General features: G+C 55.5%; 24 protein-coding genes and 1 tRNA gene. 15 read left to right on the top strand and 10 right to left on the bottom strand.

Features of this window, described 5'->3' with window-relative positions; translation table 11 throughout:
* Window positions 1-29 precede the first annotated feature (29 nt).
* Window positions 30-1211 (bottom strand): glutamine-hydrolyzing carbamoyl-phosphate synthase small subunit, encoded by a 1182-nt coding sequence (gene carA, locus ACVDG4_RS13400; protein WP_306148877.1) that lies wholly within the window; start codon window positions 1209-1211, stop codon window positions 30-32.
* A 245-nt stretch (window positions 1212-1456) separates the two neighbouring features.
* Here carA and ACVDG4_RS13395 point away from each other — a divergent pair, with 245 nt between their 5' ends.
* The 4 genes from ACVDG4_RS13395 to ACVDG4_RS13380 all read left to right on the top strand — a co-directional run bounded on the left by ACVDG4_RS13395 (window position 1457) and on the right by ACVDG4_RS13380 (window position 8074).
* A complete protein-coding gene (locus ACVDG4_RS13395) occupies window positions 1457-1969 on the top strand; it encodes a GatB/YqeY domain-containing protein (protein WP_209174903.1) in 513 nt (170 codons plus the stop codon).
* Between the two features lie 188 nt (window positions 1970-2157).
* Window positions 2158-4107, top strand: a complete 1950-nt coding sequence (gene dnaG, locus ACVDG4_RS13390; protein ID WP_447235429.1) for a DNA primase — start codon at window positions 2158-2160, stop codon at window positions 4105-4107.
* A gap of 450 nt (window positions 4108-4557) precedes the next feature.
* Complete coding sequence (gene rpoD / locus ACVDG4_RS13385; RefSeq protein ID WP_447235428.1) at window positions 4558-6561, top strand: RNA polymerase sigma factor RpoD; 2004 nt, start codon at window positions 4558-4560, stop codon at window positions 6559-6561.
* A gap of 109 nt (window positions 6562-6670) precedes the next feature.
* On the top strand, window positions 6671-8074 hold the full coding sequence (locus ACVDG4_RS13380) for a DUF930 domain-containing protein (protein ID WP_447235427.1): 1404 nt from the start codon (window positions 6671-6673) through the stop codon (window positions 8072-8074).
* A gap of 26 nt (window positions 8075-8100) precedes the next feature.
* Here the strand turns inward: ACVDG4_RS13380 and ACVDG4_RS13375 are convergent, their stop codons facing one another.
* Window positions 8101-8835: a substrate-binding periplasmic protein gene (locus ACVDG4_RS13375; protein WP_447235426.1), complete on the bottom strand. Its 735-nt coding sequence runs from the start codon at window positions 8833-8835 to the stop codon at window positions 8101-8103.
* 177 nt (window positions 8836-9012) lie between these two features.
* Entirely contained in the window at window positions 9013-9762 is a 750-nt protein-coding gene (locus ACVDG4_RS13370; RefSeq protein ID WP_447235425.1) for a substrate-binding periplasmic protein, read from the bottom strand.
* Window positions 9763-10071: 309 nt separating this feature from the next.
* On the opposite strand from ACVDG4_RS13370, the gene ACVDG4_RS13365 reads away from it, so the two are divergent.
* From ACVDG4_RS13365 to ACVDG4_RS13350, 4 genes are all read left to right on the top strand, one after another.
* Window positions 10072-10500 carry a ketosteroid isomerase-related protein gene (locus tag ACVDG4_RS13365; RefSeq protein ID WP_133946143.1) on the top strand — a complete coding sequence of 143 codons (429 nt, stop codon included), beginning with the start codon at window positions 10072-10074 and terminating at the stop codon, window positions 10498-10500.
* A 171-nt stretch (window positions 10501-10671) separates the two neighbouring features.
* Window positions 10672-11004 (top strand): ArsR/SmtB family transcription factor, encoded by a 333-nt coding sequence (locus ACVDG4_RS13360; protein ID WP_447235424.1) that lies wholly within the window; start codon window positions 10672-10674, stop codon window positions 11002-11004.
* Window positions 10997-12094, top strand: coding sequence for a permease (locus ACVDG4_RS13355; RefSeq protein ID WP_447235423.1), 1098 nt, complete (start codon window positions 10997-10999; stop codon window positions 12092-12094). The genes ACVDG4_RS13360 and ACVDG4_RS13355 overlap by 8 nt, the downstream gene beginning before the upstream one ends.
* Before the next feature lie 26 nt (window positions 12095-12120).
* Window positions 12121-12969 (top strand): transglutaminase-like domain-containing protein, encoded by an 849-nt coding sequence (locus ACVDG4_RS13350; RefSeq protein WP_447235422.1) that lies wholly within the window; start codon window positions 12121-12123, stop codon window positions 12967-12969.
* Window positions 12970-13061: 92 nt separating this feature from the next.
* Here ACVDG4_RS13350 and ACVDG4_RS13345 read toward each other — a convergent pair whose 3' ends face one another.
* Window positions 13062-13751 (bottom strand): dimethylsulfonioproprionate lyase family protein, encoded by a 690-nt coding sequence (locus tag ACVDG4_RS13345; RefSeq protein WP_447235421.1) that lies wholly within the window; start codon window positions 13749-13751, stop codon window positions 13062-13064.
* A gap of 179 nt (window positions 13752-13930) precedes the next feature.
* Here ACVDG4_RS13345 and ACVDG4_RS13340 point away from each other — a divergent pair, with 179 nt between their 5' ends.
* The gene (locus ACVDG4_RS13340; RefSeq protein WP_447235420.1) at window positions 13931-15028 is read left to right on the top strand and encodes an NAD(P)/FAD-dependent oxidoreductase; all 1098 of its coding nucleotides are present in this window, start codon (window positions 13931-13933) and stop codon (window positions 15026-15028) included.
* A gap of 80 nt (window positions 15029-15108) precedes the next feature.
* Here the strand turns inward: ACVDG4_RS13340 and ACVDG4_RS13335 are convergent, their stop codons facing one another.
* From ACVDG4_RS13335 to speD, 3 genes are all read right to left on the bottom strand, one after another.
* Complete coding sequence (locus tag ACVDG4_RS13335; protein WP_447235419.1) at window positions 15109-15276, bottom strand: hypothetical protein; 168 nt, start codon at window positions 15274-15276, stop codon at window positions 15109-15111.
* A gap of 183 nt (window positions 15277-15459) precedes the next feature.
* The gene (speE, locus tag ACVDG4_RS13330; RefSeq protein WP_447235418.1) at window positions 15460-16332 is read right to left on the bottom strand and encodes a polyamine aminopropyltransferase; all 873 of its coding nucleotides are present in this window, start codon (window positions 16330-16332) and stop codon (window positions 15460-15462) included.
* Window positions 16329-16883 (bottom strand): adenosylmethionine decarboxylase, encoded by a 555-nt coding sequence (speD, locus tag ACVDG4_RS13325; RefSeq protein WP_050775990.1) that lies wholly within the window; start codon window positions 16881-16883, stop codon window positions 16329-16331. The genes speE and speD overlap by 4 nt, the downstream gene beginning before the upstream one ends.
* Window positions 16884-17083: 200 nt before the next feature.
* Here speD and ACVDG4_RS13320 point away from each other — a divergent pair, with 200 nt between their 5' ends.
* From ACVDG4_RS13320 to ACVDG4_RS13305, 4 genes are all read left to right on the top strand, one after another.
* The gene (locus ACVDG4_RS13320) at window positions 17084-17671 is read left to right on the top strand and encodes a GNAT family N-acetyltransferase (RefSeq protein ID WP_306148889.1); all 588 of its coding nucleotides are present in this window, start codon (window positions 17084-17086) and stop codon (window positions 17669-17671) included.
* A gap of 129 nt (window positions 17672-17800) precedes the next feature.
* Window positions 17801-19015, top strand: a complete 1215-nt coding sequence (locus ACVDG4_RS13315) for an adenylate/guanylate cyclase domain-containing protein (RefSeq protein ID WP_447235417.1) — start codon at window positions 17801-17803, stop codon at window positions 19013-19015.
* Between the two features lie 161 nt (window positions 19016-19176).
* Entirely contained in the window at window positions 19177-19941 is a 765-nt protein-coding gene (locus tag ACVDG4_RS13310) for a substrate-binding periplasmic protein (protein ID WP_447235416.1), read from the top strand.
* Between the two features lie 327 nt (window positions 19942-20268).
* Window positions 20269-21117: a substrate-binding periplasmic protein gene (locus ACVDG4_RS13305; protein ID WP_447235415.1), complete on the top strand. Its 849-nt coding sequence runs from the start codon at window positions 20269-20271 to the stop codon at window positions 21115-21117.
* Window positions 21118-21185: 68 nt separating this feature from the next.
* Here the strand turns inward: ACVDG4_RS13305 and ACVDG4_RS13300 are convergent, their stop codons facing one another.
* Window positions 21186-21950 carry an SIMPL domain-containing protein gene (locus ACVDG4_RS13300; protein ID WP_447235414.1) on the bottom strand — a complete coding sequence of 255 codons (765 nt, stop codon included), beginning with the start codon at window positions 21948-21950 and terminating at the stop codon, window positions 21186-21188.
* Window positions 21951-22070: 120 nt separating this feature from the next.
* Window positions 22071-23138, bottom strand: a complete 1068-nt coding sequence (locus tag ACVDG4_RS13295; RefSeq protein ID WP_428523880.1) for an AI-2E family transporter — start codon at window positions 23136-23138, stop codon at window positions 22071-22073.
* 228 nt (window positions 23139-23366) lie between these two features.
* On the opposite strand from ACVDG4_RS13295, the gene ACVDG4_RS13290 reads away from it, so the two are divergent.
* Together ACVDG4_RS13290 and ACVDG4_RS13285 are read left to right on the top strand one after the other, a co-directional pair.
* On the top strand, window positions 23367-24197 hold the full coding sequence (locus tag ACVDG4_RS13290; RefSeq protein ID WP_447235413.1) for an aspartyl/asparaginyl beta-hydroxylase domain-containing protein: 831 nt from the start codon (window positions 23367-23369) through the stop codon (window positions 24195-24197).
* A gap of 267 nt (window positions 24198-24464) precedes the next feature.
* Window positions 24465-24541, top strand: a tRNA-Ile gene (locus ACVDG4_RS13285).
* Between the two features lie 54 nt (window positions 24542-24595).
* Here ACVDG4_RS13285 and ACVDG4_RS13280 read toward each other — a convergent pair.
* Window positions 24596-25504: a LysR family transcriptional regulator gene (locus tag ACVDG4_RS13280; protein WP_447235412.1), complete on the bottom strand. Its 909-nt coding sequence runs from the start codon at window positions 25502-25504 to the stop codon at window positions 24596-24598.
* Window positions 25505-25616: the final 112 nt, after the last annotated feature.

The following is a 25616-nucleotide window of genomic DNA, read 5'->3' as shown; positions in this document are numbered from 1 at the left end:
TCGAGACACTATGTTTACGCCGATCAGGCTTAAGCGGCCTTGGCGGTTTCCATAAGGTCGGTAAAGCGCTTGAAGAGGTAGCGGCTGTCCCGCGGGCCGGGAGAGGCTTCCGGGTGGTACTGAACAGAAAAGACCGGCTTGTCTTTCATCGCCAAACCGCAGTTGGAGCCGTCGAACAGCGACACATGGGTCTGCTGCACGTTGTCCGGCAGGCTTTCTGCATCAACCGCAAAGCCATGGTTCATGGACGTGATTTCCACTTTACCGGATGTTTGATCCAGTACCGGATGGTTCGCGCCATGGTGACCCTGGTGCATCTTGATGGTCTTGCCGCCAAGTGCTAGTGCGAGCATCTGATGGCCGAGGCAAATCCCGAACACCGGCAGCCCGGCATCGATCACGGATTTGATCGTACCTACGGCATACTCACCTGTTGCAGCTGGATCGCCAGGGCCGTTGGAAAGGAAGACACCGTCAGGCTTGTGAGCCAGGATATCTTCTGAGGTCGCGTTGGCCGGCAGAACAGTCACGTCACATCCAGCGTCAGTCAGGAGACGGAGAATGTTGCGCTTGATGCCGAAATCGAGAGCAACCACCTTGAACTTGCCGCCGTCCGCATTCAGATACCCTTCGTCCCAAGCCCATGTCTTTTGTGACCATTGGTGTGTTTGGGTGGTGGATACGTCTTTGGCGAGGTCCATGCCTACAAGGCCGGGCCAGTTGGCGGCAGCCAATTTCAAGTTATCCAGATCAAAGTTGCCGTCCGGATCATGGGCAATGACGCCGTTCGGGACGCCTTTTTCGCGGATCAACGCTGTGAGCGCGCGGGTGTCGACACCGCTGATGCCGATGATGTTGCGGCTTTTAAGCCAGGCATCGAGATGCTGCGCAGCGCGGTAATTGGCTGGATCTGTGATCGAGGCGGCAAGGACAGTGCCGCGGATGCCGCTGTCTGCGGCCATATTGACGGTTTCAATGTCTTCACCATTGGTGCCGACATTGCCGATGTGAGGAAACGTGAACGTGATGATCTGGCCGGAATAGGACGGGTCCGTTAGGATCTCCTGATAACCGGTCATCGCGGTGTTAAAGCAAATTTCTCCAACCGCTTGGCCGGTTGCGCCGAGGCCGTATCCTTCGATCACGCTGCCGTCGGAGAGCACAAGCAGGGCGGTCGCCGGGGTGTCAGACCATGCGTCTGCAGTCGTCATGTCTTGTATCCAGAGTTTGATGGTGACATCATGCACTGCAGGAAAGGCGATCGGAGCGAAGGAATTCCTTGCATCTGGCCGTCTGCATTAAGCGCGGGACTCTATGGGAAGCGGGCAGGATCGTCAACATTGATCCTATGAAAAAAGATCTTTGAAATTCAATTGCTTGGCTTAAATGAACTGGTGGGTGTAAAGCACACTGACCCGTTTATACGGCAGGGGTGGGGCAAACCATGCGCGATGTGATGCGAGACAGAATCAACTCGGCCTTAAGGGCTGCACAAGATGCCGGTGACAAACGACGCTGCGCCACGCTTCGGCTCGTTCAGACCGCTGTCAAAGACCGGGAAAGTGCTGCCCGGGAAAACGGCAAAGACGGGATCAACGAGGATGAAGTGATTGACATCCTTCAGAAAATGGTCCGGCAGCGTGATGAATCTGCCGCCGATTTCGAAAACAGCGGCAAGCTGGACCTTGCGGAGCAAGAGCGCACCGAGCAGGCCATCATTCGTGAATTCTTGCCGGAGCAGTTAAGCGAAGATGAAGTGCGCTCGGCTTGCGAAGAAACCGTGCGGGAAATTGAAGCCCATGGGTTGCGGGACATCGGCAGATGCATGAGCGAGCTTAAATCCCGCTATCCCGGCCAGATGGACTTCGTGCAGGCCTCTTGTGTCATGCGGGACATGCTGCGCAACGGCAACAATGATAACGCTGGCAGTGAACCAGCAGGCGAAGTAGACGGCAAAAGCGCAAACTGAGCGGGAGGCTCTCCGCCAGACCTTGCTGAGACATCTGGCGTAGTTTCGCACAAGTCATCCCCAGATCGCTTTGGCCTTTTCAATCCGGTAGCGAAGCCGGCCAATAAGCCCTATTTTGAGTTAGGCAGCCAGGTGGTTTGACATCTCCTTGCTTGCTGCAATTTATTCACACGGATACCGTTCTTTTCATGCGATTTGAGCCGCGCCTTCTTGATGAAATTAGAGCCCGATTGCCGCTTTCGGAAATCGTGGCGCGGCGGGTGACGTGGGATCGCCGGAAGACCCAACCGGGTAAGGGCGACTATTGGGCATGCTGTCCGTTTCACCAGGAAAAGAGCCCGAGTTTTCACGTTGATGACCGCCGTAACCGTTACAAGTGCTTTGGGTGCGGGGCTTCTGGGGATCATTTCAAGTTTATCACCGAAACTGAGGGGCTGAGTTTTCCGGAAGCTGTTGAGCGTTTGGCCGATCAGGCGGGCGTTGCCTTGCCTGCCCCTGATCCGCAAGCTGCCCGCCGTGAACAGAAGCGGGCAAGTCTTGCTGATATCTGTGAAATGGCCGCTCAGTTTTTTGAGGCTCAGTTCAAGGGACCGCGCGGCGAGGGCGCGAGGGCCTATGTGCAAAAACGAGGGCTAACGCCGGAAATCTTGCGCGAGTTCCGCTTCGGCTTTGCACCCGACAGCCGGGACGCTTTGAAGTCGCACCTGAAGGGCCGCGGTGTTGAAGAGCCAGCGATGATCGAGGCGGGTTTGTTGATCAAGCCCGATGATGCGCGCCCATCCTATGACCGGTTTCGCGGCCGGCTTATGATCCCGATCCAGGATGATCGTGGCCGGGTGGTTGCGTTTGGCGGCAGAACCATGTTGCCGGATGGGCAACCCAAATACCTCAATTCGCCGGAAACGCCGCTTTTTCATAAAGGGACAATGCTGTTCAACGCCCACAGGGCACGGGAACCTGCGTTCAAATCCGGCCAAGCGCTTGTTGTTGAGGGCTACATGGATGCGATTGCCCTTTATCAAGCAGGCATTCGTCATGTTGTTGCCTCGCTCGGAACCGCTTTTACAGAAGATCAGATCCTGCGTCTGTGGCGTTTTGCGCCCGAACCCATGGTCTGTTTTGACGGGGATGCCGCCGGGATATCAGCAGCGCACCGCGCGATTGATCGGATCTTTCCGGTGCTTAAAAGCGGTTACTCGTTCCAGTTCAACTTCCTGCCGGACGGTATGGACCCGGATGACTTGGTCAAACAGCGCGGAGTTGAGGGCTTTTGGGCCGAGGCTGAAAAGTCCCGAAACCTGTTTGATGTTGTTTGGGATCGGGAGATTTCCGTTGCACGGTTGGATACGCCGGAGCGCAAGGCGGCTTTGGAAAAACGGTTTGATGACCTGATTGGCACCATCCGGGACGACCGGGTCAAACGGCGATACCAGCTCGATCTGAAGTTCAAGCTCTCTAATCTCTTTTTCGAGCTTTCCCGCAAGGACCGGAAGGGCGGAAAGAAGCCGGGCGCAGACCCGTCCGCCAACGTTATCGGTCTTGCTCGCGAGCGGGTTGCCGTCAGTGATGACTTTGGAACCGAGCGGCTTGTTTTGGGCCTTTGTATGCGGTTCCCGGATTTGCTTGATCGCAACTTCGAGCGTGTCTCTGGCCTGCCTCTGGTCAATGAACTGCACATTGGTGTCCGCGATGCCCTTTGCCGTATCGTAGATGATCTAGAAACCGCAGCCATTTCCGATTTGATCGCGTCGTTTGATGATCCGTTGCGCGATGTGATGCATGAGATGGTGCTTGAGACCATTGGCCTTCAAGAACAAAAACAAGCCGAGTTTTATGCACTCAATCACCGTTTCCCGTTGCTAAAAGCCAACCCGCCCGAAGACTTTGTCGAGGCGGCGTTCTTGCACTTCCTTGACGTCTTGGAATTGAACGCACTGGAAGAAGAGTTGCAGTCTGAGCTCAATGCTGCGGATGATCAGATCGACGAGCTTGCGTGGCAGCGGATACAGGCTTTGACGCAGGACCTCACCCGACGCCGGGAAGAGTGCGCTCGTGAGGAAGGGGAGCTGGCCGAAAGAGCCAAGAAAATCCGGTCTAACGGAGATGCTGGGGGCGCAAGCCAAGTCGCGGCGGGATAACGTTTTTTCTGACGTTTGCCATCGGCTCCGGGTTTTGGTCCGGAAAAGCACACAAAATAGAGCGGAAAATACCGAAAACTTATTGACCACTGCCGAATCACACTTGCGAATCGTGCGCGTCGAGCTAAATAGAGGTTTTGCAGCCTTCGCGAGCCTCAGCCTTCAAGCTGCTGACGGCCAATAGTCAGAACAAAGCTGCAAGCCGCTGAAACAGAAAAACGCGAACGCACGTGCGGTCGCGAAACCGGGTACTGCGTGCATTGTCGATGCAATTAATGACATTGTCGATAAGTGAGCAGTTAATTGGGACTTAAGGGACACGGCTTACAACCTGCAGAACAAGTTGATTCGTCTGGCAGCCGCCGCAGCAGTGCTGGCGCGCCGGGAATGCGGGTTTGAGCCAAACAGGGCGCGGCGCGGCCGATCCAAGGCCGTGAATTGGAGCACGATATGGTAGCCAAAGCGACACAAGCTGACGACAATCAAGAACAGGGCGCGGACAATGCCGATGGCCCGTTGCTGGATTTGTCGGATGCTGCTGTCAAAAAGATGATCAAGGCCGCGAAAAAACGCGGCTATGTGACATACGATGAACTCAACGAAGTTCTTCCGTCCGATCAAAACTCTTCGGAAAAGATCGAAGACATTATGTCGATGTTCTCGGACATGGGCATCAATGTGATCGAGGCCGAAGAAGCGGAAGACGGACCAGAAGAGGTTGACGGCGGCGAGCTGGTTGCAGCCAAAACCTCCGCAGTTGCCAAAACAACGACAGGCAAGGAACCTGCAGACCGGACAGATGACCCGGTTCGCATGTACCTGCGCGAAATGGGCTCCGTTGAGCTTTTGTCACGCGAAGGCGAGATCGCGATTGCCAAGCGGATCGAAGCTGGCCGTGAGGCGATGATCGCTGGCCTCTGCGAGAGCCCGCTCACCTTCCAGGCAATCATCATCTGGCGTGACGAACTCAATGAAGCGCAGGTTCTCCTGCGTGACATCATCGATCTGGAAGCCACATACGCTGGCCCGGATGCCAAAGCCGGGCCGACTGGCGACAATGATGATGATCCGGATGCGGAAGACAGCGAGGGTGGTTCTGAGAACCAGGCTGGCGGCCCGTCCGAAAACACAGAAAACGAAGATGGCGAAGGCGACGGTGAGGACGACGACGACGAGTTCGAGTCCAACGTTTCGCTTTCTGCGATGGAAGCTGAGCTGAAGCCGCAAGTTCTCGAAACCTTCGACCGCATCGCGGATGACTACAAAAAGCTGCGCCGTCTGCAGGACCAACTTGTCGAGAACAAGCTGGCCAACAAGACCCTGTCTCCGAGCCAGGAGCGCCGCTACAAGAAGCTGAAAGAAGACATCGTCGTCGACGTGAAGAGCCTGTCGCTCAACCAGAACCGTATCGATGCTCTGGTCGCTCAACTCTACGATATCAACAAGCGCTTGATGGGCTATGAAGGCCGTCTTCTGCGTCTGGCGGACAGCTACAATGTCGACCGTCAGGATTTCCTGAAGCAATACCAGGGCGCGGAGCTTGATCCGAACTGGCTGCGCAAGGTTGCGAACTTGTCGACCCGCGGCTGGAAGAACTTCATCGCCAAGGAGAAGGAAAACGTCCGCGAGCTGCGTCACGAAATCCAGACGCTGGCAACCGAGACGGGCCTTGAGATCACCGAATTCCGCCGCATTGTTGCGATGGTGCAAAAGGGTGAGCGCGAAGCACGGATCGCAAAAAAGGAAATGGTAGAGGCGAACCTGCGCCTCGTGATTTCCATTGCGAAGAAATACACAAACCGCGGTCTGCAGTTCCTGGATCTCATCCAGGAAGGCAACATTGGCCTGATGAACGCGGTTGACAAGTTCGAATACCGCCGCGGCTACAAGTTCTCGACCTATGCGACCTGGTGGATCCGGCAGGCAATCACGCGTTCGATTGCCGACCAAGCCCGGACGATCCGTATTCCGGTGCACATGATCGAGACGATCAACAAGATCGTTCGGACATCGCGCCAGATGCTCCACGAGATCGGCCGTGAGCCGACCCCGGAGGAGCTGGCGGAAAAGCTTCAGATGCCGTTGGAAAAAGTCCGGAAGGTTCTGAAAATTGCCAAGGAGCCGATCTCGCTCGAAACACCGATTGGTGACGAGGAAGATTCGCATCTCGGCGACTTTATCGAGGACAAGAACGCTGTTCTACCAATTGATGCAGCGATCCAGTCGAACCTGCGTGAAACCACGACCCGCGTTCTGGCGTCGCTCACGCCGCGTGAAGAACGCGTCCTTCGGATGCGGTTTGGCATCGGCATGAACACCGACCACACACTAGAAGAGGTTGGGCAGCAGTTCTCGGTGACCCGTGAACGTATCCGTCAGATCGAGGCTAAGGCGCTCCGGAAGCTGAAGCACCCGAGCCGGTCTCGGAAGCTGCGGTCATTCCTCGACAGCTGATCGGCCTTCGCGATAACTTGATGAAAACCCGGCACATTTCTGCCGGGTTTTTTGATAAGAAGCGAAAGATTGAGCGCGCCCGTTTGCCGGGCAGGGCAAGGCGAACCGTTTGACCAGTCTCGAAATTCCGGAAAAGCGTCCCGAAACGCCCGAAGTTGCCCCCCGCATCGGGTTTGCAACCGGGGTCGTCGTGTCCCTGGTCTTTCACGGTCTGGCGGCGCTGCTTCTGGTTGGCGGATTTCAAGGACACCGGCCACCTGAGGGAGTGGAGTCGGTTGAGGTGGAGCTGGTGACACTTCCAGAGCCGGTTTCGCCGGAGCCCGTACCCTTGGAGGAAGAGGAGGCGCCACAAGAAGAAGCTGCCGAGGAAGAGCCTCCGGTCGAGGAAGAAGAGCCGGCACCTGAAGAGCCTCAAGAAGAAGAGGCCGAGCAGGAGCCAGAAGAAGACGTGCAGCCTGAGGGACCTGAGGAAAACCCGGAACTCCCGGAGATCCCTGTTTTACAGCCCGTCATTGAATTTGGCGATGAAGATACAGCGCCCGAAGGCAGCGAGTTGGGAGAGCCGCAACAGGCAGAAACCAACCTGGAAGAGCCGAATTTAGAAGACACGCCGATTGAAACGGCAGATGCTTCAGAGCCAGAGCCAGAGCCAGAGCCAGAGCCAGAGCCAGAGCCAGAGCCAGAGCCAGAGCCAGAGCCAGAGCCAGAGCCAGAGCCAGAGCCAGAGCCAGAGCCAGAGCCAGAGCCAGAGCCAGAAACGCCAGTTGAAGATGCGGAAGTCGACGAGGCTGCGCTCGACGAGCGGGAGTTGGACGCGCCCGAGATCGAAACGCCTCTGCCTGTCGAGGCCGGGGAGACTGCTGAACCTGTTGGGGAACCGGAAGACGCTGCCTCCGAGCCGGCCGACCCTGGCCCTGAGCAACCTGAAGCCTTGGACGAAGACGAGACTGCTGAGCCCGTAGAGGCCGGTGCAACTGAAGAGCCGGAGGAGCTGCCAACGCCTCCTGAGGCAGCACCTGAGACGACACTGGACGAACCGGTTGAAGGTGAGCCGGAGGGTGCGGAAGCACAAACGGTTGTTGCCGCGATCCCGCGGACGAAACCGCCTGTGCCAGCGGGGGTGACATCTTCTGCCCCGCGTGGTGAAGCGTTGCGACCAGCCCGCAGGCTGTTGTCAGGCGACCTGCTCGCAGATGGGCGTGTGCGGACTGCCATGCGCGGCATGTCGGACAGTGAGCGGTTGAACCTTTTGTGCGCAACGGAGCTGCGAGCGCAACTACAGGCACAAAATCCGCCAATCCTGCCAGATCTCCTACCGACGTTTCAAACGCCTCCGGGTCTAACGGTGTTGAGGCCAAGCGGTGCGGCGTTCCGAACGTTCGGCACGTGGCACAATGTCGATTTCCGCTGCCAGGTGGATCGCGCGATTACGCGTGTTGAAAGCTTCAGCCTGCGGGTCGGGTCACCCGTGCCGCGATCACAATGGCGCAGCCGCGGATTTCCGATCTTCTGATTATCGGACGAAACGAGTATAAGGTGTCAGTTGATTAGATAGTATTCTTCAAGGATGGCATCAAAAACGCCGGTCTCTTTGACTTTTGCCAGCCCGCGCTGAAATTCTTCGACAAGCTTTGGATCTGTGTCTTTCTGAAAAGCCATATAGGCGTAACCGCTCAGCTCTTGAATTGGCAGCGCACGGCGGATTTTTCTTGGATCTACATTCTCAAGTTCGATGAGTTCCTTGATGACAGCGTCATCAATGATCATCAGGTCTATGCGTTTTAGCATCAATTTGCGGAGGTTCAGCCTGTCGTTTTCAACAGAAGACAGATTGGTAAAACCGTTGGCTTGAAGAAACTCGCCTTTCGCGTCGCCAAAATAGACACCGATCCTCAGAGGCCGTGCATCTTCCAGGGATGTAAGCTCTGGGGCGTTGTCATGGGCCAGTTGATAGAGCGACACTCCATAAGGTGCGATCTGGCCAACCCAGGCAAATTTGTCCTCACGATCCGGAGTTCTGAGGATCGAGTAGATCAGAGTGCCAGGCGTCTGCAATGCCATCTGATAACTGCGCGCCCAAGGCAAGAACTGGATCGGAGCCGCGCGGCCTGTTTCTTTCAAGACAGCCTCGACCACTTCTGTCCCAATGCCCTTCGGAACGCCATCATCCAGATAGTTGAACGGCGGCAGATGCTCTGTGACGATTTCCAGCGTTTCCGCTTTGGCGGTAAACGCGAATGAGATGTACAGCGCAGCTAGGAATGCCAGTTTCAAGATACGCTCCGAGTGGTTTTACAGCTTTGAAGAATACACGAGGAAATCCAACACGCCACAATAAGTGCAGGCAAGAGAGATTGCACAGCCGGTTGAAAGTGACAAAGGCAATGCCGCCAGCATGGTGGACGAACCGAGTATTGCCGGTCGCCAGAGTTTTGGTCGAATCGAGCCAGCTCAATTGATCAGAAGGTATTGGTTCAGGATCTGTTCGTACTGTCCGTTTTCCTTGATGAGTTGAAGGCCGCGCTGCACAGACATCACAAGATCAGGATCCGTTTCCTTGTGAAAGGCCATATAGAGGTGCCCGCTGACTTCGTCGATTCCCAGCGTCCTGCGGACTTTGTTTGAGGCAATGCCTTCTTCCGCGAGGAGGGGGCCAATCACACTGTCATCGATCGCAATAAGATCGATGCGCCCCAGCATCAGCTTGCGCAGGTTTAGATGATCATCTTCGGTTGTTTGCAGATTTTGAAACCCGTTTTTTCGCAAAACGGCCTCCTTGGCATCGCCCCGGTAGACACCAACCTGTAATAACCTGGCATCACTTAGCTGGGTTAATGTGATCACTGGTTGGTCCGCGCGTTGATACAAAGACGCACCGAACGGCGCGATTTCTCCGACCCAGGCAAACAACGCCTCGCGTTCCGCCGTTCTTGCGATGGAATAGACCAGTGTGTTGGGTTTTGTTAAAGCGATCTGGTAGGCCCGGGCCCAAGGCATGAATCTGATTTCGGACGTATGTCCGGCAGCATCCAAGGCAGCTTGTACGACCTCTGTCGACATGCCGCGCGCTTCGCCATCTTCCAAATAGTTATACGGGGGCAGGTGTTCGGTGACGATCGTGATGTGCTCTGCCTTTGCCGGCAGTGCGATTAACGCCAACAGGATCAATAAAGAAAAAACTCTCAACGCTTTAATTGTCATGGTGTTTATCTTTTTATCTCACCTCTTCTTTCCTAGGGTAAATTGGATTTGTAATCAAATGCTAAAAAGTAATTCAAAATATATTGCTTGTATTTTGTTTGTGCGCAACTTTTGAATTGTAGAGTATTGTACGGTAGGCTGGCCCCTCTGATCCGCGGGCTCTCGCTTTGAAATATCGATCGCAGCTTTAAACTGATTGTCTTGATTTTGGTGAGGTTCCGTACACCAGGGGCGCGATGCGGTCTTGTCCCCGGGATCGTTGGACGGCACACTCCTTTCAACCAAACATCATCAACCTGTTGAGTTCCAATGCCAAACAAGCAATCGCGTTTTCTGATCGACACGTATTTCGCTGCATTCAATGCCGGTGACACCAAGAAAATGGAAAGCTTGGTCGCCGAGGATCTGATCCATGATGTCAATCAGGGTGAGCGCCGGCTGGGCAAGGACGCTTTCTGGTCGTTCAACGTTCACATGACCCGCTGCTACAAAGAGCGCCTAACGGATATCGTTCTGTTTGTGAACGAGGAGGGCACGCGAGCGGCTGCCGAATTCATCGTTCACGGCACGTATATTGCGACCGATGAAGGGCTGCCGGAGGCCGACGGTCAGACCTATGCGCTTCCTGCCGGAAGTTTTTTTGAAATTCGCGACGGCCAGATCGCTCGCATTACCACCTACTACAATCTCCAGGATTGGATTGCCCAAGTGGGGGGTGAGGCTAAGGAAGCCTCGTAAAATCAATCGCCGATGTCTTTCACGTCTCTGGGTGTTTGCTGAATAGCAACCCATAGGCTCGTGAGATCGAGCTGTGTGCCGTTTGCCTCAGGACACCCTTGACGTGCTTCAAAAAACTATATAACTAGAATTATAGTTATATTGATTGCGCTGACAGGGACGAGGTGTGTCATGGTTCTGGAAGAAGCCGCGCAAGGCTTTGCGGCGCTGGGCTCTGAAGCCCGGCTGCAAGTGTTGTTGACCTTGGTCCGTGCGGGCCGTGACGGGTTGAGTGTCGGTGACATTCAAAGCCGCACCCGCATGGCCGCGTCCACGCTGGCGCATCATCTCAAGTTTCTCGCATCTGCAGACCTGGTGGTTCAGGAGAAAGACGGCCGGTCGGTGATCAACCGTGCCGCTTTCGAGCGGCTGGAACTGCTGGCTGGGTACATCTTGAAGGAATGCTGCGCGGAAGAGGGCAAGTCCTTCGTTCTTGGCGTTGAAAGGAAAGCGGCAAATGACTGAGACCGTAGACGTGGCGCAAAACACGAGCTGCTGCGCATCCGGCACTGATGGCCAAGGCGCGGCAAAACAAACGTGGTCCATTAAGCGGTTTCCAGGACGGGACTATATCCTGTCGCCCTGGGCAATTGTTGTGACCGTTCCAGTTCTGGTCTTGGTCCTCGACCAAGTTCAATTCGTGCCGTTCGTGAGCTTTGCCATTCAGGCGTTCCTCGGCACCTTGCCCTACATCGCGTTCGCGGTCCTGTTGATTGCGTGGCTGAAAGCGGCCGGAGCAGAATCCTATGTGGGCAAAGCCTTTGAAGGGCGTGAAACTCAGGCCATCGTTCTGGCGGCTTTGTTTGGCGGGCTGGCTCCCTTCTGTTCCTGTGAAGTGATCCCGTTCATTGCCGGTCTGCTGGCGGTTGGTGCTCCGCTGTCTGCAATCATGGCATTCTGGCTGTCGTCGCCGCTGATTGATCCGCCAACGCTGTTGATTACAGCGGGTGCACTTGGCTGGGAGTTTGCCATTGGCAAGGCGGTCTTCGCGGTGGCCCTTGGTTTATTTGGCGGCGCGTTGGTGGCATTTGCCATCCGCTCAGGCCTGTTTTCAGATCCGGTGCGTGTCGGATCGTCCGTCTCTGGCTGTGGCTGTGGCACATCGCCAAAGACAGGCCGGCCAGTCTGGCAATTCTGGAAAGAGAGTGAGCGCACAAGTACGTTCGGAACCGAGCTCAAGGCAAATGCTTTGTTCCTCGTGAAGTGGCTGGCCCTGGCTTATGTGCTTGAGGCATTGCTGGTCACCTATGTGCCAGCGGACATGATTGCGCGTGTTGTTGGCGGTGAAGGTGTTGGCACCATTGTCATTTCCGCTTTGGTCGGTATGCCGGCCTACCTCAACAGCTATGTGGCTCCGCCGCTGCTTGCAGGTCTGATGGACCAGGGCATGGGCGCAGGCGCTGCGATGGCCTTCATGATCGCAGGTGCTGTCAGCTCCATTCCGGCAATGGCTGCGGTGTGGTCGCTGGTCAAGCCGCCAGTGTTCGCAACCTACCTTGGACTTGGTTTCACCGGTGCGGTTCTGTCGGGGCTTTTGTTCCAGATGATCGTCTAATCAAATTTCGGACTTGAGGGGGCACCATGTCCATCTTCGTGAATGTAACTATTCAACCTGACCAGGAACACGGCCGGAAACTGTTGGTTCCGACCGGAATTCCAACCCCGCACCAGACACCCGTTTCTTTCAAGGTGGAAGGTGGCACTGTTGAACTGAGCGGAGAAGTCTCAACCGGGCAGATGGCGGCTCTGATTTCACCGGAAGAGGGAAAGCCGGTAACCGTCTCTTATGCCTACGCAGATGGCGGCTCGGGTTATCCGGAGCCGATGTTTCAGCCCCGGTTGAACCGGTTCACGCGCGCGGCAAACGAGCTTGTTGACGATGTGCGCGGGCTCGTTGACAGCTCAAAAGACGGTCACGCGGCCATTGAGGCGATCGTCAATGCGGTTGCAGAGAAGTTTCACTACGGACATCCGGAGGTGCGCTTCAATGATGGCCTCGATGAAGTGCCGTATATCTCCTGCGGTCTGACGGAAGGGTCTTGTGTTGACATCAACACGTACCTGATTGCATGCCTCCGGGCCGCAGGGCTCGAGGCCGGATATGTCTACGGCTACTTCTTTCCGGAAGAAAAGAACGGAACCTGCGTTGATGGTCACTGCTGGGTGGTGACACGGCACGAGGGCGTGGTTCTGGAGTGGGACATTGCACACCATTTGAAACTTGGGACACGGGAAATCTGCTGCTGTCTCAATCCCAAGCCGGGTCACCGGGTGGCGACCGCGCATTCTATGGGTCTAAGTTTCCCAACGCTCGGCATCCATGAGACCAAGCTTCTCGGCGAACCAGCCTGGATTTCCTCAGACGGCAAGCTGGCAAGCGCAGATCTCGACATTCGATGTTCAATTGCCGATGAAGCTGTTGCGGCTTAACCGGTAAACCCGGCCAAAGTCCCGGATCAAGTCCGGAACGATAAAGTGGGCGGCGTTGCGCTATTATTGAGGGGCAACGCCGATCTTGCTTCTTAACTGCGTTTCCGGCTGAAAACCATCTTCTGACCTGCCAGCTTGTCCTGCGGGCCGGTCCATGCGTAGGCTAATAGAGCGGGTTCTGTTTTGGACACTGTTATGCGGTGGGCGTGTTCCGGCGGGTTGAAGATCATGGATCCAGGCGCATAAACGCCCTGATGGTTTTCAGAAACGGCGCCTGAAAGGCAAATATAACTTTCCGAAATCCCGTCATGTGAATGCGCCGGATAGGTGCAATTCGGGGCAAAGAGAACCAACCCCAGGATCACCTCAGTCGTCAGGATTGGGCCGTTGGGGCCACAAAGTTCGGCATAAGCGTATTTCTTGTCGAGCCCGCGCGGAACTTTCTCATAGCCATATTGCCACGTCAGCTGGTCCTGCACGGATTCAATGGAGCGGATCAAAGTGGCTGTGCGTTCAAGGCGTCCTTCATCCAGCGCCCGCTTCAGATGGGCTGTCACCGGTTTGTGGGCCGGGGCATCGAAACGAAGTTCGGCATTTGATTTTATGACGCGGGAAATCGACTCGCGGACAGCACGTTGGTGAGCCCTGATGCGGTCACTGCCGCCGGAGGACAAAAAGCGATAGACCTCATAATATTCCCGGAGGAGGTAGCCCCAGTCGGGATAATCCGACAGCCGCCGGTGTGCCAAGGTCTCCGGTTCGCTCTTTTCAATTTCCAGCAAGGTGCGATCTCCTCTCGCCAAAATGGAGGCGCTGCAGTGTGTCCGCGTGGCAAAGTAGAGGCTTTTGTCACGGCGGCAATCACAAACACATATGCGGCATGCACGAATTCCGGAAAATCACATATTGCGCTTGGCGTATGGCCAGCTAACCTGCGCGCCGCATATCTTGGGAAGTCTTCATGTCTGTCATTATTGTCGGGGCCGGAATATCCGGTCTGTCTACCGCCTGGGCCCTCACCAAACGCGGCGTGTCCGTCACGCTGGTTGAACAGGGCCCAATCCCCAATCCCTTGTCGGCTTCCGGCGATCAGCACAGGATCATCCGCCGGGCCTATGGTGGGCATGGCGGGTATCAGCGCCGGATCGGTCACGCTTACGCAGCCTGGGACGAAATGTGGGCGGACATTGGCCAAAAGCACTTGGTAGAGACCGGCTTTCTGCTGCTTTCTCAGATCGAAGGGGACGGCGGCGATGAATACCGCACCGGTCTGATCGACGGTGGTTACCCGTTTGATGACATGTGTGCCTCGGAGACTGCCGCGCGCTTTCCGTTCATTGATGCAGATACGATCCGCTGGGGCGCTTACAGCGACGAGGGCGGTGTTCTGCTGTGCCAGAAAATTGCCAGTGATCTGCGAGATTGGCTCCAGGAAAAAGGAGCTGACATCCGCGAGAACACGCGGGTTATATCGGTCGATCCAGACGCTGGATCCGTGACGGTCGCCGATGGATCTGTCCTTCTTGCAGATCATGTGATTGTCACGGCCGGAGCCTGGACGCTCGGCCTGTTTCCAAAGTTCAAAACAAGCCTCACCACCTACAGGACGGCAGTTGTGTATCTCACGCCGCCAGAAGACTTAAAGGCGGCGTGGGTTGCCGGTCCCGCGATCCTCGATCCCGGTGGAACCATCGACGGCTATGTTCTCCCGCCAGTCCCGGGAACGGGCCTCAAATTCGGAGCAGGTATTCACAAATACACCGCAGAACCCGATCAGGACCGGGTTGCCAAGGCCGACGAAGGCGAAACGTTGCGAGACTACTTCTCGCCGCCGTTCGGCCGGATCAAGGAATACAAGGTCGATGATGTTGTGACCTGCGCTTACACCTTCACATCAGACGAGCATTTCTTCTGCACGACAGAGGGCAAGGCGACGGTCGTCTCCGCATGCTCCGGGCACGGCTACAAGTTCGGGGCCGTTGTCGGGCAAAAACTTGCAGATGGGTTTCAAACAAGAGACATGGACACGGCCCGTATCTGGCTGGAAGCCAGGGATTGACCGTCTGCGTGAAGGCGTGAGCACACAATGAAACAAACCGGGAGGGCATCAAGTGCTCTGCCCGGTATGTGTTTCAGCCCTTAAAGCAGATGTCCGGAGTGCAGCAGATAGCGTTCTGCAGTTGCCTTTTCTGGCCGGATTCTGTCCTTTTGAGGGTCTGAAAACAGCGACTTGAACCAAGTCTTCTGGTTGTTCATTGCCTGGATCATCAGATCCTGGGCGTTGGGTTGGATGTGTTTCTTGCTCATCTCTATCACTCCCTTTCAAGGACACGGCGAAGGTGCCGTTTCTTGTTAGGTGTTGAGCAAAGATGAGAAGCGCATGTCCAATCCGTGAACGTCTTGTTATGTAGAGAGATTTCCGGCTGCAAAGCAAAAAAAGCGGGCTTGAAGCCCGCTTTTTTGTGGATCTGCGCAACACATAGGGGCGACTTAAGCTTTTGCCCGGCCTTCTTCGACTGCGTCGAGGATGAACTTCGGAAGTGCGAAAGAAGCGGCATGGACATCGGGCGTATAATACCGGGTGTCGAAACCCGCAGCCTTGAAACGCTCCTCAAGGATCGAAGCTGCTTGTTTGCGTAGGTCCACGTTGTCGCTTGCCCATCCAAGGGTCATGTGACCGCCGAAATAGGTCGGAATGGCCGCAATGTAGGCTGCGGCATCCGTGAAAATGCGGGAGAACCGCTCCACACTGGTGACAAGTTCGTCTCGTTGTAAAAACGGTACGCCGTTTTGAGTCACCAGGACCCCACCCGGGGTCAGGATACGGTGAATGTCGCGGTAAAACTCTTCTGAAAAGAGGACTGCGCCCGGGCCGTGTGGGTCGGTGCTGTCGACGATCACGACATCAAAACGCCGGTCTGTTTCAGCGGCAAATTTCAGGCCGTCTTCAATCACCAGCTCAAACCGCGGATTTTCCAGAACACCCGTGTTGAAGTCGGCAAAATGCTCTTCGGAGAAGTCAACGACCGACTTGTCGATCTCGACCTGAACGAGGCTTTCCACGCTTGCGTGCTTCAGAACTTCTTCGGCCAAGCCGCAATCACCGCCGCCAACGATCAGAACAGACTTTGCCGCGCCGTGTGCGATGATCGGCACATGGGACATCATCTCATGGTAGATGAATTCGTCCCGCGTGGTGACCTGCGTCACCCCGTCGAGCATCAAGATCTTTCCAAACACAGGATTGGAAAAGAGCACCAGATCCTGGTGCTCTGTCTTTTCCTGATAGAGGATCTCGTCGCAGGTGTAGCTGACCTGAACGCCCGGATGGAGCGTTTCGTTGAAGACCAGACCGTTGCTCATTCTGCCGCATCCAGAGCATGCGGTTTTGACAGCTGGTTCGCCACCTCACGCCCGCGCAGCAGCTCGGAAACAGCAGTCTTGCCCGGCTTGAAAGCCTTGCGCAGCACTTCAACGCACTTCTCGGGCTGTGCATCTCCGCACATGAAGACGTCAAAGGCGGCATAGCCAGCTTCCGGCCATGTGTGAACGGAGATATGGCTTTCCGCTAGCACCGCAACGCCTGACACACCGGTTGGCTCGAAGGGGTGCAGGTGAATGTGCAACAAGGTTGCTCCGGCCTCTTCGACACACGCGCGCATGGTCTCTTCCATATAGGCGAGATCATCAATGCGTTCAGCATCGTAGAGGTCAATAATCAAATGCGCACCAGCGCAGTGGACCCCTTCTTTTTCAATGAAGTGATCCAGGCGGTCGTCTGAATACACAGAGGCCGCGGTCGAAACGTTTTCTTCCTTCTGGGTGGTGCTTCTTGGCTCGGCAACGCTGATGGCGTCTTCTGCTACGCGAGCCTCCAAGTCCATCCCCAGTTCGAAGAGGGCGTTGCTTTTCATGATCGCTCTCCCAAACCAGCAGATGTCCCCGGTGGAGGGCCTTGGCCCCTATTTCCGGAGCGCCCTCCTTACAGATATTGTCTTTGAATCTCAATGGGGTGATCGCAAAAAATTGCTGCGGATTGTGCAGCTCTGCTATGTGATGCACTACGATAGAACGGATCGGTGAAAAAACATTCCGCGATTTGAGGGCGTTAGCAATGGCAATTGAGATCCGGCGATTAACTGGCGAAGAACTGAAAAAAACTTTGGGTGCGTTGGCTCAGCTGCGCATATCGGTTTTTCGGGCCTGGCCGTATCTTTATGAGGGCTCGCTGGACTACGAAGAAAAGTATTTGGGTCGGTATGCGGAGACGGAAGACGCAGTGATTGTTGGCGCCTATGTTGGCGACCGCTTGGTCGGGGCGGCGACAGGAGAGCCGCTTGGCGGAGAATACGAGGCTTTCCAGGCCCCGCTGCGCGCAAAGGGCTTCGATCCGGACAAGTTGTTTTACATGGCTGAATCGGTCCTGGACCCAACGTATCGCGGGCGAGGAATTGGTCATCTCTTCTTTGACGAACGAGAAGCCCATGCAAAGGAGTTGGGTTTTGATGAGGCTGTCTTTTGTGCAGTCGTGCGCCCGGATGATCATCCGATGAAACCGGCGGACTACCGGCCGCTGGATTCGTTCTGGACAAAGCGCGGTTATGCAAAGCTGGAGGGCGTGATGGTAGCCTTCCCATGGCAAGACGTCGGTGAAAGTGAAGAAACCGACAAACCCATGCAGGTTTGGCATCGGCGGTTCTGACGTTTGGCCGATCCAGCAACTGCCAAGAGCAACCATCGACATATGTCAGTGATTGACCGCGGGAGATCCTGGCTATGATGCAGTCTTACTTGTAAGCCGAGAAGGCTCAAAGATTGGGGAGGTCCTTTTGTGGGCGATACGGCGGACGAAGCTGGTAATTTGACATGGGACCCGCGCGAGATCCGGGACTGGCTGCTGGAGCAGGGGCGTTTTGAAAAGGACCTGCACAGCTTGCTTCAAAGTTTGGGTGGCCAACTCCTGGAAGCGGGAGCGCCGGTCTGGCGGTTGCGGCTGGTGATGCGCACCCTGCATCCACTCACAACCGCTGTCGGTTCGGCTTGGGAACGTGAACCCGGCGGATCACGGCGGGTCGAGTCCGCCCACGGCCTTGAGCAACGACCCGCCTACATCGGCAGTCCCATGCAAATAGTTTCACAGACACGAACACCTTACCGGCGGCGTTTGAGCAATGAACTCGAAGATCAGGACCATAAAGTCTTGCATGAACTGAAAGCCCGCGGCGCGACGGATTACCTTGCACTGCCGCTGCGCTTTTCTGACGATAGGGGCGCGATTTTTGTCGTGACCACCGATTGCAGCGGCGGTCTGTCGGACGCCGATGTTGAGGCCTTTACTAGAATTGGAGCGGCTTTGGCCCCGATTGTCGAGGTCTATCGGTTCCGCGATACTTCGGCAGCCATCGCGGAAGCGTATCTCGGGCGGCGGACCGGTCAAATGGTGCTCGATGGCCGGATAAGGCGGGGCGATATCGAGCGCATTCATGCCGCCATTATGGTCAGCGACATCCGAGATTGGACCGGTTTGAACATGCGTCTGTCCGCGGAAGAGGCGTTGGGCCGCGCCAACCGGTACTTTGAAATCATTGCCGAGGCAGTGGAAGGCAAGGGCGGTGAAATCCTGAAGTTCATCGGAGACGGTGTGCTTGCGATCTTTCCGACTGAGGATGGTCAAGCCGACGATCGCGCCGTATGCGCGAACGCTCTGGAAGCAGCTCAAACCGCGCTGCAGTGCGCCCAGGAGGCAGAGCCGCCACTTGATCTCACTTTCGGCATCGGTCTGCATTTTGGGGAAGTTCTTTACGGCAATATCGGATCATCACGCCGAATAGACTTTACGGTACTCGGTTCCGCCGTAAATCTGGCATCTCGTCTGGAAGGATTGTGCCGGCAATGGGATCGGCAGGTTTTATTTTCGGAAGATGTGGCAGGCCGGCTCAGTGTGGAGATGGAAAAATTGGGTTCCGCAGAATTGAAAGGAGTGAACGAGAAAGTTGGTGTTTTTGGTAGTTTGAATACGTGTAATAATTCAAATTTCAAATACTAACGATAATTCGATTGTAATATATTCTAATGTAATAATTACATTTCTTGTATTTATCCTATTTAATACTGTGATCATTGTTTGCCTTTATCGTTTTCCAATCCATGCTGAGGCAGTTCCAATGCGGAAATTCCGCCTCCATGAAGTGTTGGAGGACTATGAAGATGATCAATTGGAAAATGGTTGCCGGGGCCGGTGTCGCCGTTTGTATGCTGGCAGGGCAGGCGTCCGCGACAGAATGCCCCCGTGGCGGGACTTTGATCGCAGGCGCCAGTGATTACCGGCCGTATCAGAAGGTCGAGGGCAACGAAGTCAGCGGAATGGACTTTGAAGTCATCGCTGTTGTGCTCGACAAGCTCGGATGCGGATTGGAAACCCAGGCGCTCCCTTGGGCCCGCCATCTGAAAGGGTTGGAAGACGGCAATGTCGATATTGCCTCCCCGGTTTCCAAGACGGAAGAGCGCGAGGCCTTCGCGCATTTCAGCAGTCCCTATGTTGATGCACAGGAAGTCCTGTTCGTGCCGGCCGGCAAAGAAGGGGCGTACAACTCTCTGGCTGATTTCTTCGAAAAGGGCGGCAAGCTCGGGACTATCCGAGAATATGCATATGGCGGTGACTTCAATGGCCTGAAGGACAAATATGCCAGTCAGATCGATGACACCGACAGCCAGGAATCCAACCTGAAGAAACTTGCCGCTGGACGTATCGATGCGACATTGGGTGAAGTGTTCGTGGTGTCGGAGGATATCAAGCGGTTGGGGTTTGGTGACAAAGTCGTGGCGTCAAATGTCATCATCTCTTCCGATGCATCCTACATCATGTTCAGCAAGAAGAGCGTGCCGGAAGAGTTCGTAACGGCTTTCAGCGAGCAAATGCAGGCGATGAAAGACTCCGGCGAATTCGACACCATCACGGCGAAGTACAAGTAAGCCCGAATGGGCTACGATTAAACGCGTCCCAATGCGAACAGCATTGGGACGCGTTGTTCTTCTGGCCCAAATTCAAAAACTAGCAGAGCATATCGTTAAAAAAGATAATGTTTTTCGCCTGGTGTTTGTCTGATGGCAGAGGCGGCTTCGGTATGTGCAGCGGAACAAAGCCCATCAACGGATCTGGACGTTCATCCAGCCGCCATTGATCACCAACACGTGTGCCGGATTTAAACCCTTTATTGAGCGAATGGCCCGACACTTGTCGGAAAGTTGAGCCGTGTTTGTTGCGGTGAACGGCTGAGTGCGGGCAAAACGAGAAAAAGAATGGCGAGAGTTGCCAAGAAATCTTTGAGTGCCAATACATTAATCCTCGCGCTGCTTGGCCTGTGGATCGGCGTTATATTATTGGGGTCACCAGCAATCTCTCAGGAACTGAGGCTTGTGACGTCGCCGTGGCCGCCATCCAACTACTTGGATGAGGAAGGACAGCCAACCGGTCTTACCGTCGCAATCATCGAAGCCATAAAAGCGAAACTCGGTTTGTCGACGCCGATCGAAGTGATCCCTTGGGCTCGGGGTTACAAAACCGCGCAGTCAGAGCCGAACATCCTGTTGTTCACCGCAGCCAAGACCCCGGAACGGGAAGAGATGGGCTTTACGTTCATCGCGCCGGCCGTGATGTGGACACATGGGCTGCTTGCCAAGAATGATTCCGGAATCGAGATCGAGAGTCTTGAGGACGCCCGTTCGCAAGGTTTGACCGCAGTTGGGGTTCGAGGATCCTGGCAGGTCAAATTGCTTCAGGAAGCAGGCATTGACACAGTCGAAGCGGATGATCAGGAAACATGTGCCCGGATGCTTCTGGCTGGCAGGGTTGATGTGTGGATCACATCACAGTTGCAGGCGTCGGTGGTTCTTGAAAACATCGATGCGGAGCAATCCTCCGTGGAACCTGTTTTCATCCATAGACGTTCACCGTCTTATCTCATGGTGTCGAACGGCACTGACCCGCAACTTCTGCAAAAGTGGGAAAACGCTTTTGATGAGCTGAAGAACAGCGGCGAACTTCACAAGGTGGCAGAAGAGTGGAGTCAAAAGCTGGGCATTCCGCTCATATACGATCCGGAAGAAGGCTTTTCCGCCAAAAACGATGCTCTCGATACCACTGGCTGAACCTCAGTGACACCAACGCCATAAAATGGCGCAAGGGCAATGAATGCCCCTGCGATTGATGGTGTTGATTAGTTCGCGATCTGCCATTGAATGGTGACCGAGGCAGAAATGGTTTCTTCCCCTGCCTCGATCGGAACAGCATCGGCCTTGGCCATCATCATGCCTTCTGCGCGCATCATGACCGGCCGGGGCATCTGAATGCCGGTTTCTGAAATCGAGACAATGCCGCCGAGTTCAACACCGGCCGCTTCTGCAAAAATGCCAGCTTTGTGTTTTGCTTCCTGCACTGCGCGCTTGCGAGCCTCGTCGAGTTTCTCGTCCGGGTCGCTCACCTGAAAGCGGATGCCGTCGACCGAGTTCGCGCCGCTGTCGACGACACCTGTCAGGAGGTCGCCAAGTTTGGTCAGGTCGCGGACATTGATTTCCACCCCGTTGCGCACTTCATAACCGGTGATGTCTGGCTGGCGGTTCGAGTTGTCCGTGATGCGCTCATATCGCGGATAGATCGCAAAGCCGCTTGTCTGAATGTCCTTGGCCTCAATTCCGGCAGCTTTGATCTTCTCGATCACCTTGGCGAGATCGGCAGTGTTTCCGGACAGAGCATCAGCTGCCGTCTTTGAGATCGTGACCACCCGTGCGGTGATCACCGCCATGTCGGGGGCGACAGAGACTGTTCCGCGGCCGTCCATTGTGATTGTCCCGGTGAGGGCAGCGGTCTCATCGGCATAGCCAGGAGCGGCGGCGAATGATGCCACCGTGAATGCGGCGGCGATGAAGGCATTTCTTGAAACTTTTGGCAGCTTGCCAATGCTCGACTGAATGAACTGCTGCATGGGTCTTATTCCTTTGAACGATATTTAAAAACTGTTGCAGAGGTGAACCGCCAATAGGGCAGGGGTAAGGCCACGTGGTTCAGCTGGCATTCATCTAGTCCGTGCCCTCCGAATAAGGGATCAGCTCCCCGGCTGAGTGGCGGCGGGCAGATCGCCGATCTCGCCGTTTTCGGAAAGCAGCACCGCAACAGGCCTTGCTGCCTCGATTTTGGAACACACGATCACGATCATCACCGTCAGCGGCACACACAGCACCATCCCGACCACACCCCAGATCGCGCCCCAAAGCGCCAACGATAACATGATCACCAGGCCGGAGAGGTTCAGGTTTGCCCCCATTAGCCGGGGTTCGATCAGATTCCCAATGGAAAACTGGATAAGTCCAAGGCCCGTCGCGATAATCAAAAAGGGACCAAGGGTGTCGTAATAAACGATCGCCAGAAGGCTCGGGAAAATCACGCCGATCAAAGACCCGATCGTCGGGATGTAGTTCAGGACAAAGGCGATGAACCCGAAGAGGGCCGCGTAGGGCAGGCCAATTGCAATGAGAACCAGGCTTGTGAGGACGCCGGTTGCCACAGACACCGCGGTCTTGATTGTGAAGTAATGCATCAGGGAGGAATTGATTTCCGCGCGGATCGCAAAAGCGGCTTTCGCCCGCTCCGGTGTCGCGAACAGCTTCTCGAACTTCCGGTCGAAGGTGGACTGCTCGAGCAGCAGGAACAGCACATAGATGAAGACAAGGCTCGCAGACCCCGCAATTGCGGTCACCACACTTGCTCCCGCAGTCACCATCCTTGGCACCACGGAGTCCGGGAAAAGGTCCCGCAGTTCCACCGGGTCGTTGAGATGGAACAGATCCGCTGCCTGCATGAACAGCTCTTCCAGCCGCCGTTGATAGGTCGGCGCATCCTGGGCGAGCTGGGTAAGGTTGACGGCGACAATGTCCAGAACAAATGTGCTGACGCTGAAGATTGTCAGAAGGGCGAGGGGAAACGCCACAAGCCCGGGCAGATGAAAATTCCCGTAGCCGATCCGCCGGTATACGTTCGACAGCGCGTTGATCATGTACCAGACGATGATTGCGATGATGAACGGCAGAAGCAGGGACCGCCCGACCACCAAAAGCCAGCCAACCATGGAAATCAGGAAGACGGTAAGGGTCAGGGTTAACAGGGGTGAGCGCATGCGAAGGTCCCGCCAAACTGATTGGCATTGCAGATTCTTTCGCCCGACCGTACCCCGCTCCGAGGGCCATTGAAAGTCCGGTTCGTATCGGGGAATATGGACCTCTTCGGGAGAGGACCAAACCGCGGGAATGAGCAGTTTCCCGTTCTTGCGTGCACAGTCAGGACGTGACATTGTGCGGCGCTTTTTGCTTCCCGCTTCCGGAGGCGCAATAACAAGAGGTCGTCGATGAATTCCAAAGCTGTTCGCCGCTTGCTGCGCGTGATCATTCCACTGGCCATTTTGTTTTGGCTCGTGCCGTGGATTGCGGGCATCTTCATTGTGTGCGGCTTGATCGACTTTGCCCGCCACAAGCGGTTCGACAGTGCGCTGATCGCCAAGTACTTCTCCGGCAACGGCCTTCTGACGTGGGTGCTGTCACCGGTGAACCTGCTCTTTGATTTGATCTCCAAGCGTCATCATTACCGCATGCAGCTGAGCGAGTTTCCTGATGAGGAGCGCGCTGAAATCGAAGAGATGCTTCAGGTCTTCAAGGATCGCCAGGATGAAATCCTCACCGACTTGAAGGCCCGCATGGGCGACAAGCGCCGCGGCATGGTTTTTTATCGCTGGTATGACGAACAGGGCGATCAGTCGATCCCTGAGTTCAATCGCGACTTCAAATACATCAAGACGATCGGCGTGTCCCTGTTCAATGGTCAGGAGAAGACGTCTCTCCATTTCGGCCCGCTCCGCCTCACCATCCGTCTCCTCTACAACATGACCACCCGCCAGAGCGATGAGGTGTTCATCGAGGTGAACGGTGAGAAGCATTTCTGGCACGACGATCCGCTGTTCATCTTCGACGACACGATCCAGCACCGCTCGGTCAATGGCGAAGACGGCCTGCGCGCCTGCGTGTTCGTCGATGTTCTGCGCCCAAGCGCGTTCACCGGTCTTCAAAATATCTGCGTGAAGATCTTCAACGTGCTTCTTTCGGGCATCAATCGGGTCTTCTACAAGAACTGGGACATGCTGAACAAGAAACAGGACGGCGCCGCACCCGCTGCTGGCGAGTAACTTCCTGAGGTCAAATTCGTAAGGGCCGCGCCGGTTTTCTGCCGGTGCGGCCTTTCCTGTTTGAAGAGCGGCCGTTGAACCGCCGTGCTGCGCTTTCAGAATGAAGTTTTTGCCTGATGAGTGTGCGGGTACAGGTGCAAAGAAGCTGCGCTTTGGGTCACGCAAACACTGCGTTGTTGAGGAGGCTGGAAACCGCTTGAGAGGCCGGGGCCTTTCGTGTAGTTAGCAAATCAGGGCGTGTGCCAAATCACGTTTGGCCGCCCTCGTGGGCCTGTAGCTCAACTGGTTAGAGCCGTCCGCTCATAACGGATTGGTTGGGGGTTCGAGTCCCTCCGGGCCCACCACTTTTCTCCAGCATATCTCTCTCGGTGAGCCCTTCGGGAAAGGCAATCAGACTGTCAGGCCTGATCGCAAAGCGCTGGAACCGTCTTGAATTTCGCTTCCAAGAAATCGGTAAATGCCCGAACCCGCGCAGAGGGCAGGCGGGAAGGTGGGCGCACGGCAAACACTTTCCAGTACGGAGAGACAGTGTGCTGTTCCAAAACCGGTATCAATGACCCGTCGGTGAGTTGGCCGGCGATTTCCCAAGCGCATTTTCTAGCTACTCCGAGACCTGAACAGGCGGCCTCGGTGATGGCTTCGGCGCTGGTACTCGAGAAGTTGCCGTTGATCTTCACATCATGGAGCGCGCCGTCGGTGCTCGCGAGCGACCAAGTTCTCATGTCTTCCCGCGCCAGGCAGTTGTGGTGCTTCAGATCTGCAAGGGTCGTCGGAACACCGTGACGTTGAAGATACTTTGGCGAAGCAACAAGGAGCCTGGGGCTCTCGGCCAACTTGCGTGCCTTCAGTGTTGATGGAGCCAGTTCGCCGATACGTATTGCCATATCGAACCCTTGTTCGACGATATCTATCACCGAGTCACTCATCGCAAGTTGGAGAGTAACGCCGGGATGGTGTTCAAGAAATTCTGTTACGTGAGGCGCTATGTGCAAGCGGCCGAAAGATGCAGAACACGCAACTCGAAGGTCTCCCTTGATGTCCTGCGCATCCGGCTGGATATCGGCGAGGGCTTCCTCAACGTTGCCGAGAATACGCTTTGCGTGTGCGAGAAATATCTCACCGTCCGTAGAAAGAGAAACCGCGCGGGTGGTTCGGTGAAGAAGCTGCGTTCCAACTGTTGTCTCAAGAGCCTGCAAACGCTGCGTAGCAGCCGTCGCTGACAGACCGAATTCTGCACCCGCCTTCCCGATTGCACCCAACGCGGCGACCCGCACGAACAATTCGAGCGACTTGAGGTCGATGGACATTATTCTTTTTATCCAAATAGTAATTTTGATTTCCAGCCGATTATTAATTGAAAGTGGAGCTTAACTAAAGGGGCAGACGAAGAAATGCGGCCGACGCCGCTTCAAATCTCAG

It is taken from the genome of Roseibium sp. MB-4, from assembly GCF_053005265.1.
Note: the sequence above shows the minus strand (reverse complement) of the source record. Positions and strands in the feature narration are given on the sequence as shown.

Bases quoted from the DNA above. Each gene is read 5' to 3' on its own strand.
- carA (WP_306148877.1), bottom strand. From the start codon at position 1,211: ATGACGACTGCAGACGCATGGTCTGACACCCCGGCGACCGCCCTGCTT.
- ACVDG4_RS13395 (WP_209174903.1), top strand. From the start codon at position 1,457: ATGCGAGACAGAATCAACTCGGCCTTAAGGGCTGCACAAGATGCCGGT.
- dnaG (WP_447235429.1), top strand. From the start codon at position 2,158: ATGCGATTTGAGCCGCGCCTTCTTGATGAAATTAGAGCCCGATTGCCG.
- rpoD (WP_447235428.1), top strand. From the start codon at position 4,558: ATGGTAGCCAAAGCGACACAAGCTGACGACAATCAAGAACAGGGCGCG.
- ACVDG4_RS13370 (WP_447235425.1), bottom strand. From the start codon at position 9,762: ATGACAATTAAAGCGTTGAGAGTTTTTTCTTTATTGATCCTGTTGGCG.
- ACVDG4_RS13365 (WP_133946143.1), top strand. From the start codon at position 10,072: ATGCCAAACAAGCAATCGCGTTTTCTGATCGACACGTATTTCGCTGCA.
- ACVDG4_RS13360 (WP_447235424.1), top strand. From the start codon at position 10,672: ATGGTTCTGGAAGAAGCCGCGCAAGGCTTTGCGGCGCTGGGCTCTGAA.
- ACVDG4_RS13355 (WP_447235423.1), top strand. From the start codon at position 10,997: ATGACTGAGACCGTAGACGTGGCGCAAAACACGAGCTGCTGCGCATCC.
- ACVDG4_RS13350 (WP_447235422.1), top strand. From the start codon at position 12,121: ATGTCCATCTTCGTGAATGTAACTATTCAACCTGACCAGGAACACGGC.
- ACVDG4_RS13340 (WP_447235420.1), top strand. From the start codon at position 13,931: ATGTCTGTCATTATTGTCGGGGCCGGAATATCCGGTCTGTCTACCGCC.
- ACVDG4_RS13335 (WP_447235419.1), bottom strand. From the start codon at position 15,276: ATGAGCAAGAAACACATCCAACCCAACGCCCAGGATCTGATGATCCAG.
- speE (WP_447235418.1), bottom strand. From the start codon at position 16,332: ATGAGCAACGGTCTGGTCTTCAACGAAACGCTCCATCCGGGCGTTCAG.
- speD (WP_050775990.1), bottom strand. From the start codon at position 16,883: ATGAAAAGCAACGCCCTCTTCGAACTGGGGATGGACTTGGAGGCTCGC.
- ACVDG4_RS13320 (WP_306148889.1), top strand. From the start codon at position 17,084: ATGGCAATTGAGATCCGGCGATTAACTGGCGAAGAACTGAAAAAAACT.
- ACVDG4_RS13310 (WP_447235416.1), top strand. From the start codon at position 19,177: ATGATCAATTGGAAAATGGTTGCCGGGGCCGGTGTCGCCGTTTGTATG.
- ACVDG4_RS13305 (WP_447235415.1), top strand. From the start codon at position 20,269: ATGGCGAGAGTTGCCAAGAAATCTTTGAGTGCCAATACATTAATCCTC.
- ACVDG4_RS13300 (WP_447235414.1), bottom strand. From the start codon at position 21,950: ATGCAGCAGTTCATTCAGTCGAGCATTGGCAAGCTGCCAAAAGTTTCA.
- ACVDG4_RS13295 (WP_428523880.1), bottom strand. From the start codon at position 23,138: ATGCGCTCACCCCTGTTAACCCTGACCCTTACCGTCTTCCTGATTTCC.
- ACVDG4_RS13290 (WP_447235413.1), top strand. From the start codon at position 23,367: ATGAATTCCAAAGCTGTTCGCCGCTTGCTGCGCGTGATCATTCCACTG.
- ACVDG4_RS13280 (WP_447235412.1), bottom strand. From the start codon at position 25,504: ATGTCCATCGACCTCAAGTCGCTCGAATTGTTCGTGCGGGTCGCCGCG.